This is a genomic window from Candidatus Babeliales bacterium (genome assembly GCA_035288105.1).
GTDB lineage: Bacteria > Babelota > Babeliae > Babelales > Vermiphilaceae > SOIL31.
In genome coordinates, this window is record DATEAY010000040.1 from 1 (window position 1) to 15,922 (window position 15,922).

16 protein-coding genes and 1 tRNA gene are annotated in these 15,922 nt (G+C 36.2%); 8 read left to right on the top strand and 9 right to left on the bottom strand.

The features are described from left to right. On the top strand, positions 1-768 hold a 768-nt coding region (locus VJJ26_01925), incomplete at its 5' end, for a polymorphic toxin type 35 domain-containing protein (protein ID HLC06924.1). Position 769: 1 nt separating this feature from the next. Next, the gene (locus VJJ26_01930; protein HLC06925.1) at positions 770-1,504 is read left to right on the top strand and encodes a hypothetical protein; all 735 of its coding nucleotides are present in this window, start codon (positions 770-772) and stop codon (positions 1,502-1,504) included. Positions 1,505-1,752: 248 nt separating this feature from the next. Here VJJ26_01930 and VJJ26_01935 read toward each other — a convergent pair. Continuing rightward, positions 1,753-1,829, bottom strand: a tRNA-Met gene (locus VJJ26_01935). A gap of 344 nt (positions 1,830-2,173) precedes the next feature. On the opposite strand from VJJ26_01935, the gene VJJ26_01940 reads away from it, so the two are divergent. Beyond that, complete coding sequence (locus VJJ26_01940) at positions 2,174-2,695, top strand: hypothetical protein (GenBank protein ID HLC06926.1); 522 nt, start codon at positions 2,174-2,176, stop codon at positions 2,693-2,695. Then, positions 2,688-3,209 carry a hypothetical protein gene (locus tag VJJ26_01945; protein HLC06927.1) on the top strand — a complete coding sequence of 174 codons (522 nt, stop codon included), beginning with the start codon at positions 2,688-2,690 and terminating at the stop codon, positions 3,207-3,209. The genes VJJ26_01940 and VJJ26_01945 overlap by 8 nt, the downstream gene beginning before the upstream one ends. Positions 3,210-3,352: 143 nt before the next feature. Here VJJ26_01945 and VJJ26_01950 read toward each other — a convergent pair whose 3' ends face one another. The 3 genes from VJJ26_01950 to VJJ26_01960 form a co-directional block, all read right to left on the bottom strand. Further along, the gene (locus VJJ26_01950; protein ID HLC06928.1) at positions 3,353-4,687 is read right to left on the bottom strand and encodes a hypothetical protein; all 1,335 of its coding nucleotides are present in this window, start codon (positions 4,685-4,687) and stop codon (positions 3,353-3,355) included. Positions 4,688-4,824: 137 nt separating this feature from the next. Further along, complete coding sequence (locus tag VJJ26_01955; GenBank protein ID HLC06929.1) at positions 4,825-5,208, bottom strand: holo-ACP synthase; 384 nt, start codon at positions 5,206-5,208, stop codon at positions 4,825-4,827. A 67-nt stretch (positions 5,209-5,275) separates the two neighbouring features. Then, positions 5,276-6,820, bottom strand: a complete 1,545-nt coding sequence (locus tag VJJ26_01960; protein ID HLC06930.1) for a YifB family Mg chelatase-like AAA ATPase — start codon at positions 6,818-6,820, stop codon at positions 5,276-5,278. Between the two features lie 253 nt (positions 6,821-7,073). On the opposite strand from VJJ26_01960, the gene VJJ26_01965 reads away from it, so the two are divergent. Next, entirely contained in the window at positions 7,074-9,881 is a 2,808-nt protein-coding gene (locus tag VJJ26_01965) for a hypothetical protein (GenBank protein ID HLC06931.1), read from the top strand. Between the two features lie 40 nt (positions 9,882-9,921). Beyond that, the gene (locus tag VJJ26_01970) at positions 9,922-11,184 is read left to right on the top strand and encodes a hypothetical protein (GenBank protein HLC06932.1); all 1,263 of its coding nucleotides are present in this window, start codon (positions 9,922-9,924) and stop codon (positions 11,182-11,184) included. 71 nt (positions 11,185-11,255) lie between these two features. Here VJJ26_01970 and VJJ26_01975 read toward each other — a convergent pair whose 3' ends face one another. Next, positions 11,256-11,723, bottom strand: coding sequence for a hypothetical protein (locus VJJ26_01975; protein HLC06933.1), 468 nt, complete (start codon positions 11,721-11,723; stop codon positions 11,256-11,258). A 177-nt stretch (positions 11,724-11,900) separates the two neighbouring features. Here VJJ26_01975 and VJJ26_01980 point away from each other — a divergent pair, with 177 nt between their 5' ends. Next, positions 11,901-13,019 carry a YncE family protein gene (locus VJJ26_01980; GenBank protein HLC06934.1) on the top strand — a complete coding sequence of 373 codons (1,119 nt, stop codon included), beginning with the start codon at positions 11,901-11,903 and terminating at the stop codon, positions 13,017-13,019. A 184-nt stretch (positions 13,020-13,203) separates the two neighbouring features. Continuing rightward, positions 13,204-13,335 carry a hypothetical protein gene (locus tag VJJ26_01985; protein ID HLC06935.1) on the top strand — a complete coding sequence of 44 codons (132 nt, stop codon included), beginning with the start codon at positions 13,204-13,206 and terminating at the stop codon, positions 13,333-13,335. A 114-nt stretch (positions 13,336-13,449) separates the two neighbouring features. Here the strand turns inward: VJJ26_01985 and VJJ26_01990 are convergent, their stop codons facing one another. The 4 genes from VJJ26_01990 to VJJ26_02005 all read right to left on the bottom strand — a co-directional run. Beyond that, the gene (locus VJJ26_01990; protein ID HLC06936.1) at positions 13,450-13,761 is read right to left on the bottom strand and encodes a hypothetical protein; all 312 of its coding nucleotides are present in this window, start codon (positions 13,759-13,761) and stop codon (positions 13,450-13,452) included. Positions 13,762-13,780: 19 nt separating this feature from the next. Next, positions 13,781-14,137 carry an RNase A-like domain-containing protein gene (locus tag VJJ26_01995; protein HLC06937.1) on the bottom strand — a complete coding sequence of 119 codons (357 nt, stop codon included), beginning with the start codon at positions 14,135-14,137 and terminating at the stop codon, positions 13,781-13,783. A 179-nt stretch (positions 14,138-14,316) separates the two neighbouring features. Continuing rightward, the gene (locus VJJ26_02000; protein HLC06938.1) at positions 14,317-14,559 is read right to left on the bottom strand and encodes a CPCC family cysteine-rich protein; all 243 of its coding nucleotides are present in this window, start codon (positions 14,557-14,559) and stop codon (positions 14,317-14,319) included. Between the two features lie 9 nt (positions 14,560-14,568). Further along, on the bottom strand, positions 14,569-15,922 hold a 1,354-nt coding region (locus tag VJJ26_02005; protein HLC06939.1), incomplete at its 5' end, for a hypothetical protein.

Genomic DNA, 15,922 nt, shown 5'->3' on the forward strand with positions numbered 1-15,922 from the left:
TTATGTAAAGTGCTTTATAGCGTTGCTGATATTGGTGCTACAGCAATAAGCGATTACGATTGTGCGAAAGAAAAATGGAATAAATATGCTGAGCCATTGAATAATATTATCGATGCCATAAACAAAAAAGAAATAACGGTAAGAGATGCAATAAAAGGTGGCACTGCTTTTGTGATTGGTTATAAAGCACAAGGAAAATTTCTCGGTGGCTTGGGTAAGTTTTGTACCACCATTAAGCACAAAAGCATTAGCTTTGTTAAAAATAATTCATTGTTAAATACACAGGAATATTTAACAACTCCAGAAGGTTTGTTGTTTAAGGCTACGGCAAAGTCTAATAAGCTCAAGTCATATGGAAAAACTAATTCCCCATCTAAGTTAAAAAAAGTTGTTGATGATACAGTATTAAAATCTACTGCGTTGCCTGCGACTGCTATTATTGACAAGGGAATTATTTGCAATGATTTAAGAAGTGTAATACAGCAATATAAAGAACATATTTTTTCAAAAAAGCATGTAAAAAATGGTTTGATGGCAGCGGGTGAAAGTCAGGAAAAGATTATGGATTTATTGAATGATGTTATCATGTCTCTTGATAAAAAGGGGTTGCTGAAAGAGGGAGCTAATCAAATAAAAGCCACAATAAATGGTGTTAAGAATGTTGAAATAAAGTGCTTTATTGAAAACGGTAGTGCTAGAAGTGTTGATGCTTACATCAGTGATTTTAATCGATTGTATAACAATTTTATAGATACTACGAAGGCTTAAAATGAACGATATATTAACGAAAATAATTATACTGAGCAGAAATGATGATAAGGGATTGTATAGTTTTATATTAGAACAAATGAATAGCCACTCAAGCGATATTAATTTTTGGTTAAGTTTAGCGGTTGTCATAATTCAACCCCCGTTTGGAGACGAAGAAACGGGTATTTTTTTTGTTAAAAAAGCACTTTCAATTGATCATAATAATCCCGTGGCTCTTATTATACTTGCACATATATACGAATATCAACTAGGTGGTATTAATGATATGTTACTTCATCAAATAAAAAATCTTCACACTGATTCTAATGAGATAAATTCGATGCTTAAATATGTGGCTTCTTGGTCTTATAGGGAAAGCAAAAAATATAATTCGGAAGAGGAAGAGCGATTACTCAAAGAATCGATTTTGTTGTGTGATAGGCACGTATGGAATTACGAACATCTTGCAAAATTATATTTTAAACAAAAACGATACCTTGAGGTAAATAGTCTTCTGAGGAAAGCATTAAAAAATATCAGAAAAGTGTATTCTGACAGTGACGATTACGATATAACTGATATAAATGAATTTATAAATGAACGTATTAAAGGTATTTACGCATCGAAAAGTAACTTTAAATTTATCAAACATGATCTTATACCAAATTACGTTATTATTTTTTATACCATCATCACGCCTTTCTTGGATTTTTATCGTTTCATTAAAAAGATGATTTTGCGCTTAATCAAATAGATATCCTTGCTTCTGAAAAAAGCGTTTGTAAGTCCTGTAAACTAATGGTAATTTCTATTGTATGGTTATTGTATGGTTACTGAATGCGTCAAGTAGCTGGCCCCCAACAAGAATATCGGTATGAAAAAACCCACTTCATAAAAGTGGGTTTTTTTTGTTTGCAGGGCTGGATTTTACTCCAATTTTCACTCCGTTCTAATTGGAGACCTCTCAAAAGAAAAGAACCTGTTTTGGGACAGGTTCAAATTTGGTTGCGGGGGCTGGATTCGAACCAGCGACCTTTGGGTTATGAGCCCAACGAGCTACCAGGCTGCTCTACCCCGCGGCATATATCTTTTTTATCTAAATGATATTATCACTATACGGCCTGTTCTTATTTTTGTCAAATAAAGCCATCACCTTTTTACGCATTTTTCCATGAATCACGACCTTTTTTAGGGACATTGACCAACGATTATATAGCTTTCATCTGAATTGATCGCACGTAACAGATTCTGATCATCAATAAACCCCCTTCCAATAGTTATTGTCCTTCTCATGCCCATTTTTTGTAAAAAATTCAAATTGAAGTGGGTTTAAACTACAAACCATTGATTATTATTTGGTGTTTTATTTAAAATAGAATATGTAGGGAAAAAGGGCAGAAAATACTATTTTTAAGGAATCGTTATGAAAAATCACATTAGTAAAGCTCTTATTATCCTATCAATACTTGGAACAACTTCTCGAGCACATGCCTGGATATATGAGCTTGCTAATCATACAAATCACACTATCGCCGTTGGTATGAGATATAAGGGAAAGAATGAGCCCCTTGAATTTAGGGTAATAGAACCACATACAATGGGCAGCTTCAAACCAGGAGATCCTGGTATCTCTGCATGGAAAAAGGCATTTGTAGTAGACATGTTTTATTATCTAAAAAATCCACCTACAATCACCGAAACTGCTAAATCTAGTGTTCCTTGGGAAAATGCTTTTATTACGTGGCTTTCTCCCGAAATGCATGAGGAAGCTATGGCTCTTTCTGAGGCTCCTGCACGTAATGGCAAACTTGCAACACTGCTTGAAAGTGCTAACAAAATTACCATTGAACCGACAATGGCACAGAATCGTCACATAGATATCATTGAAGATAGCGATGGCAAAATAAACTTTATTTCTGTTTTATCAAAGGAAATTAATGCATAACAATAATAAAATAATAGCTATAATCCTGGTAATTACCGGATCAATCAACGCATATGAATTGAGCTTTTATAACAACACCAGAGAACCCATGGCAGTTGCTATACAATTTGCAGATGGAGAAAAAGAACCTCTCTATAAACAACTTATAAAATCAAACTCAATGGGTAGCTTTACTCCCGGCAAACTCGATATTCCTGATATAAAATGGAGTTTTTGTTTAAAAAATATTTATTATGCAAAAAATCCAACAATTGAGCAAAGAGCCAAATATTTTGAAAAAACTATCTGGAAAAAGGTTCCTATTACCTGGACTCCACTAGTACTAGAAAGCTCAAAAAAACCCAAAAGAATTCCTAAAACAAAAAAACAAGCCATGCAACCAACACGACGTCTTGTAAAAAAAGCGGTAATTAAGCCTGAAGATAAATCACTGTGTAGAGATCGTCATTTTGAAATTACAGAAAATGAGCATGGTCAAGTAGTAGTTATGGGATCATTAAACGAACCATTGTAAACCTACTTGACCCCATATTCCATTTCATTTCATACGGGGACCCCTTTATAGAATTCTTTTGCCTGTCCTTCTCCCGCTCGCCCTGAGTGTCCTACGAAGCCTTGGCGAAGTAGGATGTATCGAAGGGTAAAGCGGAGCAAGATCTACTCATTAATTTCTGTAACCACACCAGAGATATCTATAAACACCGACCGCCCATAAGAAACATATACTACATCTCTCTGCCACTGCATTGCCCTCAATCGTGCTAATAGAACCAAAAGTTTCTGAATATAGCTATCTAACAACAATGTATCATTAACTATTGCAATAATTGGGGCACGACCGTAGTTATCGTCAGGTAATTCATTAAAAAAAAGCTCCGAACAAATATAAGGAACAAAAATAGTATCTAGAATAGATAACTGAATGCGATCATTACACGATCGCGTTATTGACAACCCATTTTTAAAATAAATAGTACGCATACAATCGCTATTCATCCATTCCGATAATCTTTCCGTAATAAGCATCGCATGTTTTTTATCAAAACATTCTTGCAACACTCCGTTATATACCCAATGTAATGAATTATAATAATTGTCCTCTTTCCATCTGCATGTGCCAAAAATAAGATGTACCGCTTTACCTAAACAATGCTCATTCCATAATTGTAATAGTGCAGGTTTACTTTCAAAGTCAGTTACATTCAATGCTGATTCTGGCATAACAATAACGGTAGTGTGCGGATACTGCTCAATAATTTTTTTTAATTGATGGGCAATAATTTTAATCGTAACTATCGGGTTATCAACAGTAGAATGTGCCATACAAGGCAAACTTTTTATGTGTTTGTACCACACAGGCTGTTTAATTTGTGTTGCACCCACACACCAACACAATAGCCACGGAATAGTTGTACACACAAAAAAGAGCAATGCTGTATAATTTTTGTACCACAACAACACAACACAGCTGCTTGGAACCAACAAAAATAGTACGGTCAACACTTGTTTACCAACAATTGGTAATAACATAAGCAAACATGGTTGTTGTGCTAACGGCAACAACGGATGCATCAATGGATATCCTTCTTTGATACCAAACATCCACAAACAATACTGATCTGTCCAAAAAATAAAAAGAGCCAATGCAATCAACCACATACATAACCGCAATATTGGAGATTGAATTGCAAAAAAACGTACTACTATTGTTGTACATAAAAAAAGCAATGCAGGAAACAATGCCTGATACAACACCATCATGATTCCAAGCATAATACCAATCAACCATGATTCATGTGCTAACCTTACAACAACATAGATTCCACCATTTAGATGCAATAGAAAAACAATACAACCCCACACATATCCATGTATAAATGAAAGATCTTCTGTATGCGTCAGATACAGTAATGGAATGGGAAATATAAAAATGGACCACCATAATTGATCGCTCCATAAAAATGGGAGTGCATAAAGAATTGCAGAAAGCATCAATAGAACCCAATATAATTTTTTCATAGAGTAGAGATTAATTGAGTTCGTATGCTTCGACAAGCTCAGCACGAACGGGTGAGAAAAATTAATTTTTTATTCCGTTCGCTCTGAGCCTGTCGAAGGGAGCGGACACATTATTTCCGCTCAAGAATAATAAATGTTGTTGCATGCGTACGCGAATGCGACCATGAAAGATGAATATCTAAAGAATCAAGATCAGCACCAGTATCTTTATTAAGAAAAATATACGGCCGCCCTTCTATTTTTTTTATTGTAGTATGTGCACATAAGGTGAGAAAAGGAAGTTTATTATTGGGATATGCATAACAAAGAGCTTTATACAACGCTTCGCGTGCAGCAAAGCGTACTGCAAAACGTTCCGCGCTTTTATTTTTGTTCTCTAAACAATATGTAATTTCATCTACTGAAAAAATTCGTGACAATTTTTTAGATGAATATGTATGCCACAATGCAAACCGTTCTATTTCAACAATATCGACACCAATACCAAGAATCATATGACTGACCCTGCGATACATTTTTGAAGACAAAAACACTCAGTGCGAGCGGAAGTGAGCCCATAAATCATTGTTGCGCCTCTTTTTCAAGATATTGATCAAGCGAGCGATACATAATAGCTTCTTGAATGTGCACAACATCAATTTCATCACTCGCTGCCAAATCAGCAATAGTACGCGCAACTTTTAATACTTTATGATACCCACGCATACTCAAATTTAATTTATCAAAAGCTTTTCTAATAATAGCTTCTGCCGCAGGAGTTAAAATACAATATTTTTCAACCTGATCAGCTGCCATAAAATTATTATAGATACTCGCACTGCCAAATCTTTTTTCTTGAATGCTTCGTGCAACAATAACCTTTTCATACAACACCGCACTGCTTTGTGTATCTGTGGTTATTTTTATTGAGTCATATTCAATAGATTGCACATGCACTTGTAAATCAATACGATCCAACAACGGGCCTGATAACTTGCTAATATATTTAACTATCTGTTGACGAGAACAGGTACATTGTCGTTTCTTATCACCAAAAAACCCACACGGGCATGGATTAAGTGCTGCAATCAGTAAAAATGATGCTGGGAACGAAACACTTTGCGCAACACGAGATATTGAAACTGTTTTACTTTCAAGCGGTTGTCGTAATGCTTCAAGCGTGTCGCGTCTGAATTCCGTTAGTTCGTCTAAAAATAAAACACCATGATGTGCCAAACTTATTTCACCCGGTTGAGGATATGTTCCTCCTCCAACAAGTCCTGCTTGCGAAATAGTATGATGTGGGTTGCGGAATGCACGTTTGGTGAGTAATGATTGATTGTTAAGTTTGCCGGTGATTGAATAGATTTTACTTGTTTCTAGCACTTGTTCAAATGTCATCGGTGGCATAATAGATTCAAGTCGTTTTGCAAGCATTGTTTTACCAGAACCAGGAGATCCGATAAAAAGAATATTGTGCCGCCCTGCTGCAGCAATTTGCAATGCTCTTTTTGCCATCTGCTGCCCTTTAACTTGAGCAAAATCAAGAGAAGGATCTGATAATGCTGCACTATATTCATCAAAAACGTGTTGTGCAGGCTTAATATTTTGTTCACCACGTAAATACGCAATCAACTCAACAAGATGATCAACTCCAATAACTTCTAAATCTTTAATCAAGGCAGCTTCTTGCATATTTGCTTTTGGCACAACAATGCGTTTTTTCCCTAATTTTTGCGCATCGAATGCAATTGCTAATGCCCCTTTGATAAAACGAATACTACCATCAAGGGAAAGCTCTCCCAAAAATAATGTTTCTTGCAAAAAATCTTTAGGAACTTCCAAAAACTGATTTGCAAGCAAGATACCTATCGCAATCGGCAGATCAAATAATGTTCCCTCTTTTTTTAAATCTGCCGGAGCCAAATTAACCGTGATACGTTTGGCAGGAAGCCGGAAACCCGCGTTTTTGAGCGATGTTAAAATTCGTTTATTACTTTCTTTAATTGCAGTATCAGGTAATCCAACGATATAAAAGTTGACCAATCCAAAAGAGATATCAACTTCAACTTCTACCAAATGTGCATCAACACCTATTGTTGTTGCGGAAAATATTTTTGCGTGCATTTTATAATTTCTTACGTGTAATAATTTGTAAATTCCAACAAACTTAATAATTAAAATATATATCATAAGTTTTGATAATTGGAAATAGATATTATCATAATCATCCTACATGCATTGCATAAGTATCATTAATTGGGGTGGTAGTTTTTCAAAATCCTCGTAAACTAAGCAATGTTAATGAGCACCTTGAGCGCTTTATCCTTCAACAAGTTCAGGATGAGCGCCACGAAGACCGGACTTGTGTAGGAAGCATATGAATAAAAAAATAGGTATTTCATTTTTGACCCTTTCACTATCCCTTTGTCTTACCAGCGCCGAGCTGATAGAAGGCGATAAAGATGCGCCAGAAGGACAAACTTTTTCATTTAGTGTAAATAGAAACATTTTCAGTTCTACGGGCAATTTTTACGAAAGCGCGAACGAAAATCTCACCGCAAATCAAGAATTTACGATCTCTCGGCTTATACGTGGCACAAAAGCATTTGCACCACTCACTCCTGAAACAATTACCCTCGGTGGAGTACAAAATGCACCCAATCCTCTTTTTGGAACAAAAATCCTTGCACTCGGAATGCTGGAAACAGAAGACGGATTATTCCTTCGAGATATTCCCGTTGTTGTTGGAGAAAATAAACCTGCCACAGTGTATCTTTTTGAAAATATCTCTCAACCAACAAACATAGAGGTAGAATTTTCGCAAGATGTACATGATGCACAAGGCAATGTTTCGAACGGAATTGTTGATCTTACAACAAATAACATTGGGCATGTATTTGCTGCTGCAAAGCCAAATGGTGGTGAATTTGGAGATCTTAATAGCGGTATTGCATTATTAGTACGAGGAACTATTGATGTTCCGCAAGGAGAAGATAAAACAAGATTTAGAATTTTTAGTGAAGTAAATGCAAATACCGGTTCTATTATTCAACCACAAGCATTGCGCCTTGACCCCACTTCACCTGCTATAGCGATAAATAATCCACTTGCCAATATTGTAAACAACCAAGTTGCAATGCATTGGGATGCTTCTCTTGAACGTCTTTTTATTGGTTTGCAAACTACTGCTAACAGCGGTATCAATGATGGTACTCGCGCTGTTGCAGTGTGTAAGTTCATAGAAGATGGCGCAATCACCTTGGAAACAATTGTGCCAGACAGTGTCTTTACAACCGGTAGCACCACTAACATTATTGGTGCACGTGGAGCAAATCAACAAGTATCAATTCATGCACTCAACACTATGTACACAAGTACAGCGCTTAATTATTTAATTGTGGTAGGCAATGTTGGCAATCCTGCTTCAACACATCAATCTGTATTTGCATTACCGCTTGTTAACACAGGTGATGTGCGAGGTACAATTGCACAAAAAGATGCACAACCCCACAATGTTTTCAGGGATGCGCCTGTTCCGCGTTTGATTGCTCGCACTATTAGTGAACCAGCAATAACTGCAAGCCAGATGACACAATCAACTGATAGCGCCGCACAAGTTGGTAGCGGACAACTACTGGCAGGACCTATCGTAAATATTATTGTGCGCGATGATACTGTGTTTGCATACGTTGGTGAAAATATGCCAGGCGTTTATTCTTCGCAAGCAATTTTTGATGCTGCAGGAAAAATAACATCATGGAGCCAATGGCAACGAGCAGCAGGAACAACAGATACTATTTTTGCAGCAGCGCTCAATGCATTTGAAGGTAACTTTATACTTGCTTCGGGAACAACCACAGATACAGTGAACACAGTCAAACGAACATTGTGGTCAGATGGATCACCAGAAGGCCTACAGCCATTAACAACAATTTTAGATAATACACTTGTACCAAGTAATGGTGGCACACAAGGAATGCAAACATTTTTGCCAAACACACCTGGATTACAAAACATTTCTGTACTTGCTGCTGGTGGCATTGGAAATATTCTTCTTGCGCAAACAGGAATACTTAGTGTTGATGACATTATCATTCCAACTCCTGGCGCTGATTTTAATCAGCTAGAAGAATTCACCAATGGCACAATTACTAATGATGTTGCGGCAAAAACAGTAGTAATTTCTGGTGGCGCACTCACTACTGTTGGACCAATCACCGCATTAGAAATTGCACGCAACGCATCTGACGGATGGCTTTTTGTTGGCGGATCAAACGGACTTGCAATTTTAGCACAAGAAGATGGCACAGGTTGGAATGCTGCAACACAACTCGGCGATAATCTTGATGGTTTAGCAACCGGTATGCAATTTAAAATCATCGGCAATTACAGTTTTGTAAAAAAACTTATCCATGATGGTAATTTTTTGTTTGTTATTACTCACAGCACAATTGATCGTATTAATTTGACTAGTTCAGATTTTGGCACGAACACTCTTGATGTAATTACAATTGCATCCATTGGAAATAATGTGGTAGCAAACAGAGGTGGTTTTCTTGATGGTATATTCTCACAAGCACTCGGCATTATTGCAACAACAGATGGATTGCTCCGCATTGGCAATGGCAAAGACATTCGCACTATAACGAATGAAGCAGACGCGCAATGGATACCTCTTGCCATTGGAGAAAACGCGGGAGCTCCTATAGCACTCTATACCGTAACAGCAACCAATCGCCTACAAAATATCACTAACTTTAACGGTGGGTATTTTTATGTTCTTACCGCTGATGTTGGCCTTGACCAATCGCGCATTAACAGATTTGCAGTACAGCCACTTGGCGCCACCGATGCAGTAAGCTCAACAACTGTACAAGCATTTGACGATCTTTTTGTAAAAAATATTCCTTCATTTTTACTTTCATTTGGTGAATTTAGAAGCAATTTTGCAACAGATGGAGCACTGTATTTCGCAACAAGAAATCAAAATGTGTTACTTGCGCCAATCGTAATGCTCACACCATCCTCTCCTGTACCTCGTGTTGGTGTTGGTAATGTTGGCGATCGTAGTACAACAGTAAGAATAGATGTTCAACAGGGATCGGAAATAAATTACTTTTCACGTAGTGCAGCTTCGGGAAGCTGGATTGCTGCAGGAAATTTTGATACACAAGTGCTTGAATAGATATCATAAAACTTTTTAGAAATAAACGTAGGATGCTGCAATGACGTGCAGAAAAAAAGTAGCGCTCTCACTCACTTTTATATCACTCGCTCTGATGAGCAACTCTCTCAGAGCAATGAATATTGTTAACACAATGTGGCCGTATGACACTTTAATTCGCCCAACATTCAACAACCTGCGCAGATGGCAACTTGCCTTCTACGCAGAAGGTGGATTTCATAATGCTAAAGGATTTAATGATGAAGGTAGCGTAGCAAACCCTTTGCGCATCTGGAACTGCCAACAAAATGCACTTGCCATGCTTGAAGGTTTCCCTGAAGACAGTGCAATTGCACAATTGCGCTCGGCACTTCTTGATTCTGACAATGGTGTACGCGGACGATTTATTGTTGATGGTGATTTGCAACTCAATTTTGGCGCTGCTTTTGCAAGTAATTTTTATTTTGCTCGTGATTGGCGTATTGGACTGTATCTGCCCGTGTACAAAATGACACTCAAAAATGTTAACTTTATCGATCAAACACCAAATATTGATAACTTAGATAAGCTCGTACATGCACTGCTTACTGATAATTTAGCTGCAAACGTGCAAACACTTGGTTGTCTTGATATCGGCGACTGGCAACGCACTGGCGTTGGTGATTTGACTATGCTTGTTGAATGGTTCCGTGATTTTTACCAAAATAAACCTTTCCTAAAATGTGTACGTGTTAATTGGCGTTGGGGTATTGGATTTCCAACAGGACTACGTGAAAATGAAAATTTAATTTTCGCAGTTCCATTTGGATATGATGGTGCAGTCTCAATGCCATTTGGTTTAGGTCTTGATTTGACACTGGGAACAAATTTTAAATGTGGTATTGACGTTCAGTTAACACAAATTTTTGGTCACACACGCACGCGCCGAATTAAAACGGATCTTGAACAAACAGAATTGCTGTTGCTAGAAAAAACCGCAGTATTCAAAGATTCTGGTTTGGTACAGCGCTTTAACTTGTACGTTGAACTCTATCGCTTTATCAAAGGATTATCATTCAAAGTTGGATACCAATACCTCAAACAAGGCAGTGCTGACTTTTCATTAAAAACACAAGAATTTTCCAACAACATTGCAAACACTTCACCACGCCTTGATGATTTTACCATGCATCATATGATTACTAAGTTTACGTATGACTTTGGTTATCATTGGCCCGAAATGCGCACACGACCAGAATTAGGACTATTTACTCGCCAACCAGTTAACGGCAAAAATGTTGCACTATTCCCAACAATTGGTGCAGTAATTTCTGTTGATTTTTAGAATAAAAGAGGGCTTGGATTTCTCCAAGCCCTAAAATCACTAAAAAACTTAAAAAAATAACATCAATTATCTTATTGATTACGATCTACTTCTGCTTCAATTGATTTTACTTTTTTCTCATGTTCTGCTTTTAAAACATCACGCATTAAACCCTTGTAAGCCTGTTTTAAGAGAGTACAATCCAAGCAACTAGTTACTTTTTCACGTTCCTTTACGAGATCCAAAGCAGTTTTACCATTTTCATCTTTTGAAAATAATAACTCATTTAAATTATCAATCATTGCTTCTTCTAGATCTTGCTCTATTTCACCCTTATCAACCGCAAATGGTTTACCGCTGACTTGTACTGCCATTTCAAAATCTGGATCACCACAACCACGAGCTATAGCACGAAAAATATTTTTATCTTCATTATTACCTGTTGCAAAAACTTCAACGGTAAGATGTTCGCCAATTTTTACAGTAAGATTGTTTACATCAGCGTTAGCCATCACTGCCATCGTTGCAGCCATCAGCAACAATTTTTTTGAATTTTTCATAAGAACCCTCTCTGTGTAGTTAAAAAAGTTTATGATACTTGCATAAAAGGATACACTATACAGAAAAATTTGCAGCAATAACGCACACATTTTTCTACGTCAACCGACTTGATAATCATGAGCATCATTGGTATACATTAGAAGTATCGTAATACTATTTTTTAAAAAGGAAGCTTGATGAAAAGAAAAATTCAGCAACATTATTTTTTAAGTTTTTTATTCCTGTTACTACCAGCTCATACGTATGCAGCAAAGTCCAACACAGTTATTGCAACTATTAACACAGGAATTACTCCAACAGGAATTGCTATTACTCCTGATAATCATTTTGCGTACGTTGCGAATAACAATAACTATGGACTGACGGGTGAAGATTCGGTAAGTGTACTAAAATTAAAAAATAATACCGTCAAGCAAACCATATTCCACAGTAGCTTCAATCAACCATACACAATAACTATAAATCCAAATGGCACACGCGCATATGTAACCAATAGCAACAGTACAACAATAAGTATTATCAATACTGCAACCAATCATGTAGTAGGTATTATTGATGGTTTTGATGGCCCGTCTGGTATGGTCATCACTCCTACTTGCAATAGAGCATATGTAAATAACTATGGTGGACCTGAAGGAGTTGGTAGTGGTAATGGAACAACGGTAAGTGTTGTTAACTTAAATAACAATACTATCATTGCAACAATCCCGGTGGGACTTGCTCCTGCTGCACTAGCACTAACACCGGATGGTAAATATGTGTATGTTGCTAACTATGTTGATGGCAATACAGGCACTGGAATCATAAGTATTATACAAACAAGTAACAATACTGTAGTTGGAACTATTCCAGGATTTTCTGGACCGTTTGCAATTGCAATAGCACCTAACGGTAAATATGCATATGTAACTAATTTTGGCAGCAATAATTTTGAACCAATAGGAACAACAGTAAGTGTTATCAAATTAAAAAATGGTACAATTGTGGCAACGATTGATCTTGGAATACAACCAGCTGGCATCGCAATAACATCAGATGGCCGTTTTGCATATGTTACTAATTATAATGCTCTGTATGCAGGTTCTAATTTTACAGACTTAACTGCCGGTCAAGGAACAGTGAATATTATTGATATTGATAAAAATGAGGTAGTTTCTCCAACAATAGCTGTTGGACAATCTCCTGCTAACATTGCAATATCTCCAAACGGTAAACACGCATATGTTTCTAATTTTACTTCTAATACCGTGAACGTCATTGCATTGCCACATTTAAAAAAATGGCATGCCAGCTGAAGCTTTACGCGAAAGCTGGTGGAAGACATGCGATGCACTTCGAACTTTTAATTGGAACAGTTTCAAAGAACAACTTTATTCAATATCACGGCATATTTAGCATAATGATAAAAGACATAAGTATTACTTTGTCATCAAAACCTCAAAGGCGTGTTCATTAATGCCAGCATGTACCAAGGAAAAAATGAAAAAATACTTACCAAGTTGGGAAAAAAATTACAACAAAACAAATCCTTTTGTTAATTATGATATTTCAACAAAAGATGTTCCTTGGATAAAACCAGCTTTGGTATGCGAAGTTCAATTTACAGAATAAACACGCTCTAATAAATTGCATCATCCAAGTTATTTGGGATTGCGAAGAGATAAGAATACTAAGGAAGCGAGAAAGCAAGAGTGAGCTTATAAAAACTATTGAAATCTCATAAAATTATGAAAAGTTCGTATCTCCCTCAAAATCTTTTGCTTTCACCTTTGTGGATTTATTTAAAAGTTTATCATACAGGTAGTTTATAAAGACTTTTACCTCTTCCAGGTTATCCAATTCAAGCTCACCATATTTTTTTATAATCTGATCTGCAAGAAAATAATTTTTAATACTTATAATGTCGTAAAGTTCTCTAATGAATTCTTCTTGAATACTAGCAGTTTCTTGTTTAAAATCATTAATTCTTTTATCTAAATCGCTAAAATTAAAGCTTTGATTGAAATAACATTGCATGAAGTATTTTAATCTTTTCATTAGAACGTCCTAAAAATATTTAAATCGGGAAAGCCGTTAGTATTATAAATCCAAAATCAGATTTATCATCTTTTCTCAGGATCATCCTTGAACTATTCAAATCATAATAAGGATTATTTTTTGCTTTTAAAATACCCATACCAACAGAATATGAATGGGTAACTTCGCAAACCAATTCCATTTCAGGCTCCTTAGCGAGCCATAAAGATATTTCTTTAATATTGGTTTTTAAATTCTCTTGTACAGCATTCGTTGCTGTTCGTTTATCAGTGAATGTTGTCACGGATGTGCGCTTCATTTTCGATGCCCTGTTTTTTAAATAATCATATCTCTTTCCCACATGTCTTTCTAATGTATGTCCTCCAGCTTTTTCCATAATATCCAAGATATCATCACTAACATTTCTAATTTTATGAAGAATTTCCTCTGCCCATTTTTTAGGACAAACTTGTCGTCTTATTTGTGGAATAACTGACTGATTATCTGCAAAGTAAACTAAGTCCTTTTTTATCAGCTCTGCTGATTATAATGAATCTTTCTTAAGCAACTAATATTCTATTTTTCTTCATCTAATGGTTGGCGTACATTTTCTAAATATTCAGCAGAAATAGCTCCTATTTTTGTATAATTCTCACGCGCTTCGCGCAAACTAATATTGTTTGCCCCTCCTCTATAATCAGGATTATCTCGTTGAATATTGTCATCTTCCCAATAACAAACAGAGCATATATCAAAACTCCCAGGACTATCATCTAAAGTATAATAACCACAACACGGGCATTGGTATTTTTTTTTCATGTTAATCCATTACTTATGTTTAGTAGTTTGTTCGATCCAATATTCAAAACCTTTTTCGGGCTGGAATAGAGTTTCTATAGTACCATCAGGTTTAGCTACAGCGAATTCATTTGTTAATTTATTGTATCTGAATACCCAACCTTCTTTAGAAATGAAACCATCAACATGATCTTTTATCTCACTATTTAAAAGAATTCTAGCTCTATTAAGATACTCTTCAATTGTAATAGTTATATTTTTTCCCCACTCAGCTTTTTTAATGACATGTTTTGTAAAATGCTTTTCTAACTTACCTTGAGCAAAATCAATAGCTTTCCAATTTAAATGTGCTTCAGGCAATACGTTTGCTGCGGCTGATAAAGATTTTTCTTCTGTAATAGCATGGTACAGTTCTTGTGAAAAAATCGTAGTTTTCCTATCAATCGCCAATTTGTTCTTTATACCAAAAACCTTATTTGCTACTTGTGGACCTTCTTCAACAATCAATTTTCCAAATCCAGCAACTTCAACAGCATATTCCTTACTAAAGAGCTGACCAGTTTCAGTCACCTTTGCTAACTCTCTCATAAATGCATTGCTTGCTGTTTGTGTACATTGACCCATAGCATGGAATACCAATGCATCTAAGATCATCGTTGTTGCAATTTTAGAACTGTTTTCAATGCATTCTTGCCATGACATTGCTTCTAATGTTTCACGAGTTGTGTAGATTGCTTCAAGAGCTTTTTTTATCTGTTCTTGTGTATGCATTCGCTGAGAGTTTTTCAAATGCGTCATTGCTTGTGATTCTGGTACAATCAGATCTGAAAGTGCTACATAATATAATTGCGCATCTTGAATTACCATTGCATCTGCACAGAGCAAACTCATATGCAGTGCTCCTGTCGCCATATCTTTCCAATGCTCAATGCTTGTAAAAGTAGATACTCCTCTGCATGCTCCTTTTGTAACAGCATATGATGCATCGTACAGTACATTCATTCCATGCTGCAGAACATCGGTGACTATAAAACAAAAATCAGACAACCCAAATGCTACTATTGCATTTGATTCTTTTAGAGCTTGTTGAGCACAGGAATGTACTACTGGTGACAATGTTTGGACATGATTATCATAACTGAAAGTTCGCTCTAACAAATACATCGTATTACGCGATTCAGATAGTTCTTTATTTAATTGATCATCAATTTGAGTACCTTGCGTAGCTTTTACTTTGGCAAGAGCATCTAAACGTTGATCTAATCGCGTTGTATCGTAAGCGCATTTTTTTCTTGCTGACCATTCTTGCGTCAATTCTTGAATAATTTGATCAGTAACACGCAAAGTTCCTCTTTGCGATATAGCCTTTTTCTTGCTTTGCTTT